The 15,944-nt window shown below is 36.5% G+C and carries 16 protein-coding genes, 1 tRNA gene, 1 other RNA gene and 1 other annotated feature; of the genes, 5 read left to right on the forward strand and 13 right to left on the reverse strand.

Annotation, left to right across the window (positions count from 1 at the left end):
• Positions 1-285 precede the first annotated feature (285 nt).
• From JOC83_RS19740 to tadA, 7 genes are all read right to left on the reverse strand, one after another.
• On the reverse strand, positions 286-555 hold the full coding sequence (locus JOC83_RS19740; RefSeq protein WP_205189071.1) for a pro-sigmaK processing inhibitor BofA family protein: 270 nt from the start codon (positions 553-555) through the stop codon (positions 286-288).
• A 94-nt stretch (positions 556-649) separates the two neighbouring features.
• Positions 650-871 carry a YaaL family protein gene (locus JOC83_RS19745; RefSeq protein ID WP_205189072.1) on the reverse strand — a complete coding sequence of 74 codons (222 nt, stop codon included), beginning with the start codon at positions 869-871 and terminating at the stop codon, positions 650-652.
• Positions 872-894: 23 nt separating this feature from the next.
• Complete coding sequence (gene recR / locus JOC83_RS19750; protein ID WP_205189073.1) at positions 895-1,491, reverse strand: recombination mediator RecR; 597 nt, start codon at positions 1,489-1,491, stop codon at positions 895-897.
• 15 nt (positions 1,492-1,506) lie between these two features.
• Entirely contained in the window at positions 1,507-1,827 is a 321-nt protein-coding gene (locus JOC83_RS19755; RefSeq protein WP_205189074.1) for a YbaB/EbfC family nucleoid-associated protein, read from the reverse strand.
• Between the two features lie 20 nt (positions 1,828-1,847).
• Complete coding sequence (gene dnaX, locus JOC83_RS19760; RefSeq protein WP_205189075.1) at positions 1,848-3,542, reverse strand: DNA polymerase III subunit gamma/tau; 1,695 nt, start codon at positions 3,540-3,542, stop codon at positions 1,848-1,850.
• A gap of 140 nt (positions 3,543-3,682) precedes the next feature.
• An RNA gene (ffs, locus tag JOC83_RS19765) (signal recognition particle sRNA large type) lies at positions 3,683-3,947 on the reverse strand.
• A gap of 113 nt (positions 3,948-4,060) precedes the next feature.
• Complete coding sequence (gene tadA / locus JOC83_RS19770; protein WP_275580460.1) at positions 4,061-4,528, reverse strand: tRNA adenosine(34) deaminase TadA; 468 nt, start codon at positions 4,526-4,528, stop codon at positions 4,061-4,063.
• Between the two features lie 96 nt (positions 4,529-4,624).
• Between tadA and JOC83_RS19775 the strand changes: the two genes are divergently transcribed.
• From JOC83_RS19775 to JOC83_RS19790, 4 genes are all read left to right on the forward strand, one after another.
• Complete coding sequence (locus JOC83_RS19775; protein ID WP_205189076.1) at positions 4,625-5,167, forward strand: cysteine hydrolase family protein; 543 nt, start codon at positions 4,625-4,627, stop codon at positions 5,165-5,167.
• Positions 5,168-5,226: 59 nt separating this feature from the next.
• Complete coding sequence (locus JOC83_RS19780; RefSeq protein ID WP_205189077.1) at positions 5,227-6,522, forward strand: glycoside hydrolase family 18 protein; 1,296 nt, start codon at positions 5,227-5,229, stop codon at positions 6,520-6,522.
• Between the two features lie 197 nt (positions 6,523-6,719).
• Positions 6,720-7,358, forward strand: a complete 639-nt coding sequence (locus JOC83_RS19785) for a deoxynucleoside kinase (RefSeq protein ID WP_205189078.1) — start codon at positions 6,720-6,722, stop codon at positions 7,356-7,358.
• Positions 7,358-8,044, forward strand: a complete 687-nt coding sequence (locus JOC83_RS19790) for a deoxynucleoside kinase (protein WP_205189079.1) — start codon at positions 7,358-7,360, stop codon at positions 8,042-8,044. Before JOC83_RS19785 ends, JOC83_RS19790 begins: the two co-directional genes overlap by 1 nt.
• A gap of 191 nt (positions 8,045-8,235) precedes the next feature.
• On the opposite strand, the gene JOC83_RS19795 is transcribed toward JOC83_RS19790, so the two are convergent.
• The 6 genes from JOC83_RS19795 to guaB all read right to left on the reverse strand — a co-directional run bounded on the left by JOC83_RS19795 (position 8,236) and on the right by guaB (position 14,774).
• Positions 8,236-8,328: transfer RNA gene (locus JOC83_RS19795), tRNA-Ser, on the reverse strand.
• Between the two features lie 111 nt (positions 8,329-8,439).
• A complete protein-coding gene (gene serS, locus JOC83_RS19800; protein ID WP_205189080.1) occupies positions 8,440-9,717 on the reverse strand; it encodes a serine--tRNA ligase in 1,278 nt (425 codons plus the stop codon).
• A gap of 70 nt (positions 9,718-9,787) precedes the next feature.
• Positions 9,788-10,009 (reverse strand) — a binding site (T-box leader).
• 58 nt (positions 10,010-10,067) lie between these two features.
• Complete coding sequence (gene pdxT / locus JOC83_RS19805) at positions 10,068-10,655, reverse strand: pyridoxal 5'-phosphate synthase glutaminase subunit PdxT (RefSeq protein WP_205189081.1); 588 nt, start codon at positions 10,653-10,655, stop codon at positions 10,068-10,070.
• Between the two features lie 24 nt (positions 10,656-10,679).
• Positions 10,680-11,567 (reverse strand): pyridoxal 5'-phosphate synthase lyase subunit PdxS, encoded by an 888-nt coding sequence (pdxS, locus tag JOC83_RS19810; protein WP_205189082.1) that lies wholly within the window; start codon positions 11,565-11,567, stop codon positions 10,680-10,682.
• A 225-nt stretch (positions 11,568-11,792) separates the two neighbouring features.
• Entirely contained in the window at positions 11,793-13,148 is a 1,356-nt protein-coding gene (locus tag JOC83_RS19815; RefSeq protein ID WP_378913386.1) for a serine hydrolase, read from the reverse strand.
• Positions 13,149-13,307: 159 nt separating this feature from the next.
• Positions 13,308-14,774 carry an IMP dehydrogenase gene (gene guaB / locus JOC83_RS19820; protein ID WP_205189083.1) on the reverse strand — a complete coding sequence of 489 codons (1,467 nt, stop codon included), beginning with the start codon at positions 14,772-14,774 and terminating at the stop codon, positions 13,308-13,310.
• A gap of 114 nt (positions 14,775-14,888) precedes the next feature.
• Between guaB and JOC83_RS19825 the strand changes: the two genes are divergently transcribed.
• Complete coding sequence (locus JOC83_RS19825) at positions 14,889-15,860, forward strand: YaaC family protein (RefSeq protein ID WP_205189084.1); 972 nt, start codon at positions 14,889-14,891, stop codon at positions 15,858-15,860.
• The last annotated feature ends 84 nt before the right edge of the window (positions 15,861-15,944 follow it).

Here is a 15,944-nt window from a genome sequence, read left to right on the forward strand (position 1 = left end):
GCCAGGATCAAACTCTCCGAAGAAATGTTTGACTTGCTCATAATTTTAAAACTTGAATTAACGTTGACGTTTGTCGCTTTGTTCAGTTTTCAAAGAACTCGTCCGCCTCTTTAGGCGACTTTATTATCTTAACATCTCTAATCTCTAATGTCAATAACTTTTTTATGTTATTTTCAAGTGATTCGATGTTGTCTTAACGACGAATATAAATATAACACCATTATTAAGTGTGGTCAATAGATTTTTCATTAAAAACGAAAAAAGTTTTCCAACAAGGAAAACTTCTTACAAAATGAAGTTATTAATAATGATTAAAGCTATTAAACCTGGTATTCCTAGTATACCAGAAATCGAAGTCGTTACTACATTAATCGGAACATGAATATCCATTTGAGCTCCAATCACATTTACGAAGAATAGAAAGAGAGCCCCTATAACAAGCTTTATAGATCCTTGTCCTATTAAACGAAGTATTTTATTCGTCGTTCCTCCTGCTAGCAGCAATAAAAGGATAAGCCCTCCTATTATAGGAATTACAATCACAGGTTCAAACAATTCATTACCTCCTTTTTCTTTCTTATATAATCATATGTATGTACAGGCTCTTGAAATCATAACTGTCTTAAAGATATAAAAAATCGGAGGGACGTTATGTCCTTCCGATTTTTATATCTCTGTATTTTGCTTCTCTTAATAAATAAAGATATTTCGCTTTTGCTATCTTTCCACTGACAATAACTTCATCTGATGGATCTACACCTCGATTAATCATATCTGTCTTTTTAGACCAATCTTCTTTTGCTTCTATAAATGTGTTAAGTAATTGCCCATCAAACTCTTTTCGTAGCCAACCTTTTCTTTTAAAAAACATATATTTACCTCATTCAATGTTTTTTATACTTCTCTTCTGCCTTCTAATGCTTTTGATAACGTTACTTCATCTGCGTATTCTAAATCTCCACCTACAGGCAAGCCATGAGCAATTCTTGTAATTTTAATTCCAGTCGGTTTAAGTAATCTAGAAATATACATAGCAGTCGCTTCTCCCTCAATGTTAGGATTAGTCGCTAAAATCACTTCTTGAATTTCATCGTCTTGTAATCTCTTTAACAACTCAGGAACTTTGATGTCTTCTGGTCCAATCCCTTCCATAGGAGAGATTGCGCCGTGTAACACATGATACAGTCCGTTATATTCTTTCATTTTTTCCATTGCGATAACATCTTTTGGATCTTGTACTACACAAACAATACTACGATCTCTGCGTTGGTCTTCGCAGATATAACAAGGGTCTTGATCTGTAATGTGCCCACACACTGAACAATACGTGAGATTTCTTTTCGCATTCACTAAGGCTTTGGCGAAATCTAGCACAGGTTCTTCTTTCATTGTTAGTACAAAAAAAGCCAGGCGAACCGCCGTTTTAGGACCGATTCCTGGCAATTTCATAAAGCTATCAATGAGCTTTGATATAGGTTCTGGATAACGCATATAATTAGATCCCGATTAGAATCCCGGGATGTTTAACCCTTTTGTAAATTGACCCATTGTATTGTTTGTTAATTCATCCATTTTCTTTAATGCATCATTCGTTGCTGCTAAAACCAGATCCTGCAACATCTCGATATCTTCTGGGTCTACGACTTCTTCTTTAATGTTAACCTCTAATACTTCTTTGTTACCGTTTATTAAAACTGTAACCATACCGCCGCCAGCAGTACCCTCTACTTTTTGATCTGCTAGCTCCTCTTGAGCTTTTTGCATATCTTTTTGCATTTTTTGCATTTGTTTCATCATCTTTTGCATATTTCCCATTCCACGCATCATAATTGTATGCCTCCTATAATTTAATCTTTAATCTCAATAAGGTCTGCACCAAACAACTTTTGAGCTTCCGTAATGAGAGGATCTTCTTCTTGTATAGACTCTTCTTCTTCCCCTCGTTGCCCACGAATAAACTCTTCTCTTACTTTATCCCATTCACTTTCAGGAATTGCAACCATATCTCGTTTGCTACCAATTAAAGTATATAAGATATTCTCTAAATTATCACGTACATTGTTATTATTTTCAGCAGCCATCTTGCAATGAATCTCATATTTAAATTTTAACACAAACGAGCTTTGAGAAGATGCTACTGGCTCACTGTTTGATAAAAGTGCAGCATGTGATGCTTTGTTTTGTTGTTTTAATGTCTCTAATACATTTCCCCAATTACGTTTTAAATCTTCTAAATCTTGGCGAGAAGCGTTTTTTAGAATCTCATTAATTTTTCCTGTCGGTGTTTTATACGTACTTCTCCCTTGCCTTGTTGGCTTACGTTCTTGGTTATTAGCTTCAGCGTTACTTGCTTGTACAGCTACTCCCTGCTCTCTCAGTTGGTTTATTTGCGCTTCCAACTGGCTAATCTTTTGCATTAACTCTTGTGGTGGAGCGCTGTTTTCAACATTAACTGGCGCATGAAGCTGACAAGCTTTTACAAGCCCCACTTCTAGTAATACTCTTGGATGATTCGTCCATTTCATTTCTTGTTGGGTCTCATTTAATTTATGAATAACATCATAAATGGAAGCAGCATGAATGTTTTGACTCAAAAATTCGAACTCTTCATTAACCATCGCTTTTTCTAATAAATGAACATTTTTTTCTGAAGTTTGATATAAAAGTAAGTCTCTATAATAAAAAATAATATCTTCTACAAACCTAGATGGATCTTTTCCGTTTCTTATCAGCTGTTCAACAGCATCTAATGCACTTACAACATCCTTTTCATAAATCGCTTTGACAATACGTAGTAAAAACTCTTGTGAGACAGCTCCAGTAATAGAGAGAACATCCTCTAGTGAAACAGAATCATCACTATATGAAATGGCTTGGTCTAGCAAACTTAAAGCATCACGCATCCCACCTTCTGATGCTTTCGCTATTTCGTATAATGCTTGCTCCTCAATTTTGACACTTTCAGATGATAATACTTCTTTCATTCGAAAAACAATATCGTCATTTGAAATTCGTTTAAAATCAAACCGTTGACACCTTGAAATAATCGTAAGTGGTATTTTATGCGGTTCGGTAGTGGCAAGTATAAAAATAACATGTGGAGGTGGTTCTTCTAACGTCTTTAATAAAGCATTAAATGCTCCAATTGAAAGCATATGAACTTCATCGATAATATACACTTTATACCTTACAGCGCTTGGTGCATATTTGACCTTATCTCTTATATCTCTTATTTCATCTACTCCATTGTTAGATGCTGCATCAATCTCAATGACATCTGAAACCGATCCATCCATAATACCGAGACAAGATGGACATTCATTACAAGGCTCAGCTGTTGGAGCTTTATCGCAGTTAACAGCTTTTGAAAGTATCTTAGCTGCCGTTGTTTTCCCAGTCCCTCTTGGACCAGAGAATAAGTAAGCATGAGAAAACTTCTCTTGTGTGAGAGCGTTTTGTAATGTTTTTATAATGTGCCTTTGTCCCACTACATCATTAAAACTCTGTGGACGATACACACGATATAATGCTTGATACGCCACTACATTCCCTCCATTTTTCTTTTCATCGTTCCTGTTAGATTAATCTTATTATATCGTACTATAAAGGCATTTTACAAAGGCATTAAAGGAAAAAAAGCCTACTCTTATAGAGTAGGCTTTTAATGACATATGTATAACTGCCGTGCACCTTCCGTCGATTAGCAACCCTAGGCGTTACTCAAGCAGTTAGCTCGGTTCAGGCTACCCTATGGCACATGAGAGATTCTGCTTACTGCTGCTTCCTTCCGGACCTGACAGGGTTCACAGATTCCCATTGCATAGGACCCAAACGTCAACACCACTTACTTGAGGCAGACCCTAAAGTCCACTAACCTCTAGAAGGGATTCGGCCTCGCTAGAGCGGATTGCGAGTACAGGGCACCGCTACCTCCCCGCTTAGCACGGCAAAATTGAAACCAATTTGTTAGGCGTCATGTCCGACGCATTTATAAGTATACGTGTTTTCTTTCAGAAATGCAACGTTTAACAACTGTAAGTTATTGTAAAATAATATTTCTCTATTTTTTCTTTTTTTTCATGCGCAATGTCCGAAAGAAAGTAGTAAGCAGTTCTCCACATTCTTCTTCTAACACTCCACCTTGTACCTCGGATTGGTGATTAAACTTTTCAAATGTCAGCAAGTTCATCAATGTCCCCGCACACCCACCTTTTGGATCGTATGCTCCAAATACTACTCGCTTAACACGAGAAAGCATAATTGCTCCTGCGCACATTGGACAAGGCTCTAGGGTGACATATAAAGTTGCCTCCTCTAATCGCCACGTACCTAGCTTTTTGCACGCTTCATCAATAGCTAATAATTCTGCATGCGCGATAGAGCGCTGTTCACTTTCTCTTAAATTATGTGCTTTTGCAATGACTTTATCTTCCCATACCAAGACAGCCCCTATTGGTACTTCCATTAGAGCCTCTGCTTGTTTTGCTTGTTCAATTGCTAATTGCATATACTTTTCATCTTGTATCAACTTTCATCCAACCTTACTTTTTATTTTCAAATATTCTTTTCTATAATGAGCCACAATAATTGAGACATTTCTCATTTTATAAAAGGAGGAAATCAAATGAACAATACTAAAACCGCACTTATTATTATAGACATGATCAATGACTTTCAGTTTAACCACGGCAACATGTTAGCTGAACAAGCTCAAGTAGTTGCCGCTAATATCCTCAAATTAAAACAATTTCTAACAACTAAAGGTGTACCAACGATTTATGTAAATGATCATTACCGCCTTTGGAAGGCTGACTTAGATAAGATTATTTCTTATTGTACAAATGAGACAAGCAGATCAATCCTTGAACAAATTCAACCAACCGAAAAGGATTACTTCCTTATTAAACCGAAACACTCCATCTTCTACGGTACAGCTCTTAACATGTTGCTAGCAGAGTTAGAGATTGAAACTCTTATCTTATGCGGTATAGCAGGAAACATTTGTGTGCTTTTCTCAGCTAATGATGCATACATGAGAGAATACAATTTAATTATTCCCTCTGATTGTATCGCATCTAACGTTGCTGAGGATAATGAATTTGCGTTAAAAATGATGAGAAACGTGCTTAAAGCAAACACACTTCCTCATAAAGAATACATGAAATAATTCATGCCCTTCCCCCTTTGGTCATAAGATGGTAAAAACAAGATTGGAGGGGTGACATTATGCAAATACATGTTGTAAAGCAGGGTGATAGTATTTATCAAATCGCTCAAGCCTATAACATTCCCCCTAATGAAATTAGTCAAATCAATCAATTACCTAACCCAAATCAATTAGTGGTCGGGCAAGCATTGCTCATTCCGATTGAAGGAAGGTTCTACACCGTTCAACAAGGAGATAACCTTTGGAAAATAGGTAGAAAACTAGGTGTCAGCTATCAAACCATTGCAAACGCAAATAACATTCCTGTTACACAACCATTAAGAGTAGGCACACGCCTATATATTCCACCTCGCCCAAAGAGAGAAGCAGAATTTTTAGGTTATGTAGAAACAAGTAACCGCACCATTACACCTGAAACAGAGAAATTAATTCGTAGTAACGCTAAATACCTTACCTACTTAGGACCTGCTAACTTTGAAGTACAAAGAGACGGTTCTATTAAAGAGCCTCCACTTAATGATTTAGGTGCAATAGCAAAAGATAACCGAGCTGTTTATATGATGGTTTTAGCTAATATTGAAGATGACGGATTTAGCGATGAGCTCGCGCGTGTCATCTTAAACAACCCTACCATTCAAAATAAATTAATTGACAATATTGTCAAAAAAGCAAAAGAAAAAAACTTTCGGGACGTTCATTTTGATTTTGAATTTCTACGCCCTGAAGATAAAGATGCTTATATCGCTTTCTTAAAAAAAGCAAAAGAACGATTATCCCAAGAAAACATTTTGATGTCTGTTGCCTTAGCTCCAAAAACAAGCCGTGATCAAAAAGGAAAATGGTATGAGGCACATGATTATAAAGCCATCGGAGAAATCGCAAATTTTGTTGTACCTATGACTTATGAATGGGGATATAGTGGAGGTCCCCCAATGGCTGTTTCACCTATCGATCAAGTTCGAAGGGTTTTAGATTATGCCATTTCTGAAATTCCTCCATCTAAAATTATCATGGGTCAAAATTTGTATGGCTATGATTGGACACTACCTTATAAACCTGGAGGAAAGTTTGCAAAAGCAATAAGTGCTCAACGTGCCATTGAAATTGCTTATAAATACAATGCAGCCATTCAATACGATGCAAAATCGCAGGCTCCTTATTTCCGCTACGTAGATGAGCAAGGTAAAACACACGAAGTATGGTTTGAGGATGCACGCTCTATTCAAGCAAAGTTCAATCTCCTAAAAGAGTTAGGATTACGCGGAATGGCTTACTGGAAGTTAGGGCTTCCTTTTCCGCAAAATTGGCTACTTATTGAAGACAACTTTACTGTCACAAAGAAAACTAGTACCTAATGGGCTAGTTTTCTTTTTTATAAACAAAAGGATTATAAATTCTCTGCTCCCTACTAAAGGTGTAAAACATAGTTTTATTTTCCAAGGATCAGGGTGTTCTTTTTTCTTCTTTTTCTCCCCCTACCTGTTTTGACTATGTTAAAATATATTTTGTCTGTTTTTTGATGCGAGCGTTTATATAAAAGGAGGAACTGAAAGTGGGAGAAACACCTTTTATTACGGTAGAAGGGCCGATTGGTGTTGGGAAGACCTCTCTAACCAAAGCGATTGCTGAATATTTTCAATATCACTTATTAAGAGAAATCGTGGATGAGAACCCTTTTTTAGGTAAATTCTATCAAGATATACATGAGTGGAGCTTTCAAACCGAAATGTTCTTTTTATGCAATCGGTTTAAGCAACTTGAAGATATTAATCAATTATACTTAGCACATAAAAAGCCTGTTGTAGCAGATTATCATGTTATGAAAAATATGATTTTTGCTGCTAGAACGTTAAAAGATGAGCAATATCAGAAATATGTTCAAATCTATCATATCTTAACATCTGATATGCCTAACCCTAACGTTGTCATTTATCTTAATGCGAGTTTAGATACACTATTAAAAAGAATTCAATTACGCGGTAGGGAAATTGAAAAAGACATGGACCCAGGTTACTTACTGCAATTAAAACAAGATTACGAGGCAGCAATGAATCAGTTTGAACAGGACTATTCTGATGTAACTGTGTTACGTTTTAACGGAGATGAGTTAGATTTCGTTCACAATCCTGATCATTTGCAGTTGATTTTAGATAAAATTGAAGAAACTATTTTAAGAAGGAGTCAATCATAATGAACTTGCGCAAGAAGTATAACATCCCTAATGACGCTGTTTTGACGATTGCTGGAACAGTTGGTGTTGGGAAATCAACGATGACAAAAGCGCTAGCTGATGCTTTAGACTTTCGCACGTCATTTGAGAAAGTAGATACAAATCCTTATCTCGATAAATTTTATGCTGATTTTGAGAGATGGAGTTTTCATTTACAAGTCTACTTTTTAGCTGAGCGATTTAAAGAACAAAAGAAAATCTTTGAATATGGCGGAGGCTTTATTCAAGATCGATCTATTTATGAAGATACAGGTATTTTTGCAAAGATGCATTTTGAAAAAGGAACAATGTCAAAAACTGATTATGAGACATATACTAGTTTATTTGATGCCATGGTTATGACCCCTTACTTCCCTCATCCAGATTTAGTAATTTATTTAGAAGGAAGCTTTGAAGATATTGTTGACCGCATCCAAGAACGAGGACGTCCAATGGAACAACAAACACCTATTGAATATTGGAAAGAGATGCATGAGCGTTACGAGACATGGATTAATAACTTTAACGCCTGCCCTGTTCTACGCTTAAATATTAATGAATATGATATCATGCAAGATAAGAACTCAATCGAGCCAATCGTTGAGAAAATCTCTCGTTTTTTGCATCATAGTGAAAAACTTAAAAGAAGAAACATTTCGTCTATATAAAAACAAAATGGACCGCGATGAAAACTCAGTAACATGAAGAGCTTCATCGCGGTCCATTTTCATTAAATAGAAAAAGCATTATTTTTCAAGTCTTAAAAAAAGTTCTTTATAAAATAAAAAAAATCGTTACATGAATGTAACGATTTTTCAATCTCCAATTTATGCGCTAGGTCAATTAATTAAATTAATTATGGCGGAGGAAGAGGGATTCGAACCCCCGCGGGCTTTAACACCCCTGTCGGTTTTCAAGACCGATCCCTTCAGCCGGACTTGGGTATTCCTCCGTATCGACAAGATTAAATATATCATAGAAAAAATAGAGAGTCAACACTTTGAACAAACTTTTTTTATTTTTCTTCACGAGAAGCAAAATTGCTTCTCGTGAAGAAAATTCATTACTTCTTAATTACTTCTTTATTTCCCATATATGGGCGTAACACTTCTGGAATAACAATTGAACCATCTTCTTGTTGATAGTTCTCTAAAATGGCTGCTACTGTGCGTCCAATTGCTAACCCAGAACCATTTAATGTGTGTACATGTTCAGGTTTTGCTTTAGCTTCACGACGGAAACGAATGTTTGCACGTCGAGCTTGGAATGCTTCAAAGTTAGAACAAGATGAAATTTCACGATACGTACCATAGCTTGGAATCCATACTTCAATGTCATACTTCTTCGCTGCTGTGAACCCTAAATCAGCTGTGCACATGCTCATTACACGATAAGGTAAGCCTAGTAATTGAAGCACTTTTTCAGCATGACCTGTTAACTTTTCTAATTCATCATAAGAATCCTCAGGTTTAACAAAACGAACAAGTTCTACCTTATTGAATTGATGCTGACGAATTAAACCACGTGTATCTCTACCTGCTGATCCAGCCTCTGAGCGGAAACATGCACTGTATGCTGTATACGCAATTGGTAGTTGATCACCGCTTAAGATTTCATCACGGTGAAAGTTTGTAACAGGTACTTCTGCAGTTGGAACTAAGAAATAGTCTTCTTCTTTAATCTTAAATGCATCTTCTTCAAATTTCGGTAATTGTCCTGTACCTGTCATGCTCGTACGATTTACCATATAAGGAGGTAGTATTTCTTCATACCCATGCTCATCCATATGTAAATCCATCATAAAGTTAATCAATGCTCGTTCTAAGCGAGCACCTAGACCTTTATAAAATACAAAGCGGCTACCTGTTACTTTCGCAGCTCGTTCGAAATCAACGATGCTAAGGTCTGTTGCTAAATCCCAATGTGGCTTTGGTTCAAATGAAAACTCTCGAACATCTCCCCATTTTCTTGCTTCCACATTATCGTCTTCTGTTTCACCTACAGGTACACTTTCATGTGGAATGTTAGGAATAGATAGCAATAGCATCTCTAAAGACTCTTCCACTACACGTAGTTGATCATCTAACTCTTTTACACGATCTCCTACTTCTCTCATCTCTGTAATTAGATGATCTGCATCTTGTTTCTCACGCTTCATGATAGCAATTTGTTGTGATACTTCATTTCGCTTGCTCTTTAACTCTTCTGTTTGAGCAATAAGCTCGCGACGCTTTTCATCTAATTCTTCAAACTTGCTTAAATCTGTTAAGTCCTCACCACGACATTTAAGCTTCTCTTTCACTTCTTCAAAATTGGCACGTAGAAATTTTAAGTCTAACATGCGTAAAACCTCCTTTATTTTTCAATGAAATAATAAAAATAGGCAAAACAAAAAACTCTCATCCCTTATGAAAAGGGACGAGAGTTTACCCGCGTTGCCACCCTAATTGAAAGCATACTAAAGCTTATGCTTTCCACTTAATAAGATAACGGTTAAACCGAGATTACCTACTTGCTTATTTTTCAGTAATCTACTCAGGGATGGATTCATAAGCGCTTTACGTCGATTTTCACCAACCATCGACTCTCTAGAGAAAAGACTTCTTATTACTAGTTCCCTTCATCGTTTTATCGTATAAACATTTTATAATAACCATAATGTACTATAAGTTTTCACAAGATGCAATGCTCTTATACCGCTTTTGCTGTAGATTCTTCCACCATTTGCACAAAATATTTTGTTAATCTTGCGTCATTTGTCAATTCTGGATGGAATGAGCAGCCTAAAAACTGACCTTGTCTTGCTGCGACAATACGTTCATTATGCGTCGATAACACTTCAACATCTGAGCCAACGTCTACGATATGTGGCGCTCGAATAAAAACACCTACAAAGTCTTCAGCAACATCCTTAATGTGCAAAGAAGCTTCAAAACTCTCACGTTGACGTCCAAATGAATTACGTTCAACCGTAATATCCATGACACCTAGATGTGGCTCACTATAACCAGCAATGTTTTTCGCTAGTAAAATCAAACCCGCACACGTTCCAAACATCGGCTTACCATCTTTTGCAAATTGTAAAAGTGGTTCCATAAATTCATATTTGTCAATTAAGCGACGCATTGTTGTACTTTCGCCACCTGGTAAGATTAGACCGTCTAGGTCTGCTAATTGCTCTGTCTTTTTAACTACAATAGCTTCAGCACCTGACGCTTCTATTGCGCGGATATGTTCTCGCACAGCACCTTGCAGTCCTAATACTCCAACTTTCACCATAATTTCACATAACTCCCTTATTAATTACCAACCACGCTCTTGCATACGATTTTCTGGTAATAACGTTGAAATTTCAATTCCTTTCATTGGGTTCCCTAACCCTTTAGAAAGTTTTGCAATTAACTCATAATCTTCGTAATGAGTTGTTGCTTCTACAATCGCACGTGCAAATTTCTCTGGATTTTCAGATTTAAAGATACCAGAACCTACAAACACACCATCTGCACCTAATTGCATCATTAAGGCTGCATCTGCTGGCGAAGACACTCCACCTGCTGCAAAGTTTACAACTGGAAGACGACCTTCACGCTTGATTTGTAATAATAACTCATAAGGTGCACCTAGTAACTTCGCTTCTGTCATTAACTCATCTTCATTCATACCTACTACTTTACGTACTTGAGCATTCACTTTACGCATGTGTCTTACCGCTTCTACAATATTACCTGTACCTGGCTCTCCTTTTGTACGAAGCATAGAAGCTCCTTCGCCAATACGACGTGCTGCTTCGCCTAAATCACGACAACCACAAACGAATGGAACTGTGAACGTGTTTTTGTTTAAGTGAAACTCCTCATCAGCTGGTGTTAACACTTCACTCTCATCAATGTAATCTACACCCATTGCTTCTAGTATACGTGCTTCTACAATATGACCAATACGTGCTTTTGCCATAACAGGGATAGAAACAGCATTCATTACTTCTTCTACAATTGTTGGATCTGCCATACGTGACACTCCACCTGCTGCACGAATGTCAGCTGGGACACGCTCTAATGCCATAACTGCTACAGCACCTGCTGCTTCTGCGATTTTAGCTTGTTCTGCGTTGACAACGTCCATAATGACGCCACCCTTTTGCATTTCTGCCATTCCACGTTTAACTCGATCAGTACCTGTAATGTTATTCATGTTTGCACTCCTCCTGTATAAAGTCTTGCGCATTAAGCACAAGAATTATGTGTAAAAAGATTCAAAACTTAGTGTCTATTTTAACTCATTTTTCAAAAAAATCCTACTGAATAATACTTATTGGTTTACTTATATTTAAATATGGATTTATTTGGTATGAAGAATCTTTTTTCACTATCATTGTTTGTTCATTTATGATACCAAAAAAGCTCTCAAATTGAGAGCTTAAAACCAACTTTTCACTGTATCTGCTGCACTAGACCAAATATCTCCAAAGAAGCCACCTACACTACGCATTGAAAGAACAAACCAATTGGCCTTTTCAACAGATGTAGCTGTGACAACTGGAACTTTAGCCGCTTTTTCGCCTTCTTTTGTTAAGTATCCTAAATTTTGGCCTTCTTCATTTGTCGCACTGATATAACCGACTGTTTGACCAGCTTTAAAAGGTGCTGTTACTCTTTCTTTGTTATCTAATACCTTTTTATCTAGTTCAAAATTTGTCTTATAACTTTCTTTTTCTCCACGCTTCATTAGTACATTTAAAGGTTCTTTCGTTTGAATCTCTACTTCTTTTTCTTTACCCTTTGCAACTGGAAGAGATTCTTTCCCTTTTACTTGAGAGCCTTCAGGTACTAATTCTTCTAATTGATAATTACTAAACGCATAGTCTAATAACTTTTTGGTTTCTTGAAAGCGAGCTTCAAATGATTTTTTACCGTTATTTTGTGCATTCATAATAACCGTAATATAACGAACACCATCACGCTCTGCTGTACCTGTAAAACAATAACCAGCAAAGTCTGTATGACCTGTTTTTAATCCATCTACACCTTCGTATCCAAATACAAGGCCTGGTAACATCCAGTTCCAATTATCCATTTGAATTTGGTGATCCGTACCTTCTCTAAATACTTTTTTAGGAACTTTAGCCGTTTCTAATACTTCTGGATAGTCATTTACTAGATAGTAAGCAAGTTTAGCAGTCGCTTTTGCAGATAAAACATTCTCATCGTTCGCTTCTGTACCTTTTGGATGACTACCTTTTAATAAAGAGTTTGATAGACCTGTAGAGTTAACAAACTTATAATCCTCTAGTTCTAACTCCTTCGCTTTCGCATTCATCATTTTAACGAAATTTGACTCTGATCCCGCTAGTATTTCTGATAAAGCAATTGTTGCACCGTTCGCAGAGTAAATAGCCATTGCTTCATACAACTCTTGTACGTTGTATTTCCCATTTTTCAATAATGGTACATTTGATAATCCACGATCTTGAGAAATTTGATATGCATAGTCACTAATGGTTACTTCTTGCTCCCATGTAATTTTCTTTTCAGCAATTGCTTCTAATACTAAGTACTCTGTCATCATCTTAGTCATACTGGCAATTCCTAAAACGGTGTCTGCATTTTTCTCATAAATAATCTTACCTGTTTCCGCTTCTATTAGCATAGCTGCATCTGACTCAATGTTAAGATAATTCTCTTCGGCTTGAGCTGTCTTACCAAATGCTAGTATTGGAACTAACATAAATAAAGCAAGTAGGCTTTTTACTTTCCTATGTAATCGCTTCTTCAATTTACACCCTCCATAAATGAACTCACATAAAAATTATTCTATCATAAACAATTTTAAAAAAATAGGTGAAGATGTACCGTTCCTTATGTCCTTATGAAGGTTTTATTTTCCATCAAAAAAGCTGTGTAACAATTACTGGTCACACAGCTTTTTTGATGATTAGCTCATTGAGTAGTTTGGAGATTCTTTTGTAATTTGAACATCATGCGGATGACTTTCTCGTAAGCCTGCACCTGTCATTCGAACAAATTGTGCTTCTTCTCTTAGCTCTTGTAAGTTCTTTGTTCCACAGTATCCCATACCTGAACGCAAACCACCAACTAGCTGATAAAGAGTGTCTGCTAAAGGTCCTTTATAAGGTAAACGTCCTTCAATTCCTTCTGGAACGAATTTTTTATTATCTTCCTGGAAATAACGATCTTTACTTCCTTGTTCCATTGCACCTACAGAACCCATACCTCGATACACTTTAAAACGACGTCCTTGGAAGATTTCTGTGTCACCAGGGCTTTCAGATGTACCAGCTAATAAACTACCTAACATAACTGTATGTCCACCTGCAGCTAATGCTTTCACAATGTCACCTGAGTATTTAATTCCACCATCAGCAATGACTGGCACACCATGTTTTCTTCCTTCTGTTGCACAATCGTAAACGGCTGTAATTTGAGGAACACCTACACCTGCTACTACGCGTGTCGTACAAATGGACCCTGGCCCGATTCCTACTTTTACAACATTAGCCCCAGCTTCAATTAATGCTCTTGTTCCTTCTGCTGTTGCTACGTTTCCAGCAATAATATTTAGCGCTGGATACGTTTCACGAATTTGTCTTACTGTATTTAATACACCTTGAGAATGTCCATGGGCTGTATCGACAACGACTACATCCACTCCTGCTTTTACAAGCTTGTCTATACGAATCATTGTATCAGCTGTTACACCTACTGCTGCTCCTACTAGAAGTCGTCCAAGCTCATCTTTAGCAGAGTTAGGGAATTCAATGACTTTTTCAATATCTTTAATGGTAATTAACCCTTTTAGAACTCCACCATCATCTACCAAAGGTAATTTTTCGATTTTATATTTTTGTAAAATCTTCTCTGCTTCATCTAACGTTGTTCCCACTGGAGCAGTTACAAGATCTTCTTTTGTCATCACTTCTGCTATTTCAATCGAATAATCTTGAATAAAACGTAAGTCACGGTTTGTAAGGATTCCAACTAATTTTTGCTCTTCAGAGTTGTTAACAATTGGTACACCAGAAATGCGGTACTTGCCCATTAAGTGCTCTGCATCAAACACTTGATGTTCTGGTGTTAAAAAGAATGGATCCGTAATGACACCACTCTCAGAACGCTTTACTTTGTCCACTTGTTCAGCTTGTTGCTCAATTGACATGTTTTTATGAATAATACCTAATCCACCTTGTCTTGCCATCGCAATCGCCATATCTGCTTCTGTTACAGTATCCATACCAGCACTAATAAATGGAACTTTCAACTTTAATGTTTCTGTTAACTCGACGCTCATGTCCACATCTTTTGGTAACACCTCAGATTTCGCTGGAACTAATAAAACATCATCAAATGTTAACCCTTCTTTTGCAAATTTAGTTTCCCACATTATAGAATCCTCCCTTAAGCGACAAAATATTATTAGTAGATTAACAATTGGATATGTAACTGTCAACACACGAACGATATATCAGATAATTCTAAAAAAAGAAAGGAGCAAGATATGAACTCTTACGAACGGATTTGGGATGACTACATGTTGTTTTTTTCTTCAACTTATACCCAGAAATTTCTTCATAGGTGTTATGAAAGAGAAGAAATTGAAAAAGCAGAGCAGATTAGCTATGAAAACTGCTATCCCTTTATATATTATCTTGAGCATAGCAAAAATTATTACGACTTATCTCGTACAGCTCCATTGCCTGTTAAACCTGTATTGTTATTCTATGGAATGTCTCAGTTATTAAAGGCCTGCTTACTAACTACTACCCCTCACTACCCTGAAAATACATCAGTTTTAGCACATGGGGTTTCTGCCCGTAAGCGTAAAAAACAAGGCTATGATTTTTTAGACGATGAGGTAAAGGTGCAAAAATATGGGTTATTTACTCATGTGAGCGATAAAATGTTTCACATGAAACATTTTGAAGGAAAAAAGTATTGCATGCGCTCATTAATGAAAAATATCCCTGAATTAACATCATGTTTTCAATCTATTTGCAATCAAAAATACTCTGTCACAGTAGGAGATGTTACGAAGGGAATCATTAGAATTCCCGATGAACTAATTGTAAATTATCATATGGACAAAGAGCGCTTTTCTCACCATTTAACGAAGCAATCAAAGTTGAGAATAGAGTTACATCATGAGAATGAACAATTATATGGAAAAATAAAGAAGGAGCATATAGATTTTTATAATTGTCTTCCTTTTATGTATGATTTATACGAAAACACATTCTCTTTGCCTAAAAATCGCAGTTGGGATGAAGAATTACCGGAAGTGCTAACTCATTATTTACTTCTTTATAATTTAAGTATGATTTCTAGATATGAAACAGAATGGTGGTATGAGTTAATTCATACCTATACAGCAAAGGATTATCCCTTTATCACAAAATTTTTGTCCGTTACATTAGATAAAATTCCTTATCTGTTGTTTTCATTTTTAAAAATGAAAACAAAAAAACACTAGCGATATCGCTAGTGTTTTCTTATTGCCCGGCAACGTCCTACTCTCACAGGGACAAAGTCCCAACTACCATCGGCGCTAGAGAGC

The organism is Priestia iocasae (genome assembly GCF_016909075.1).
In the GTDB taxonomy this organism is placed as follows: Bacteria; Bacillota; Bacilli; order Bacillales; family Bacillaceae_H; genus Priestia; species Priestia iocasae.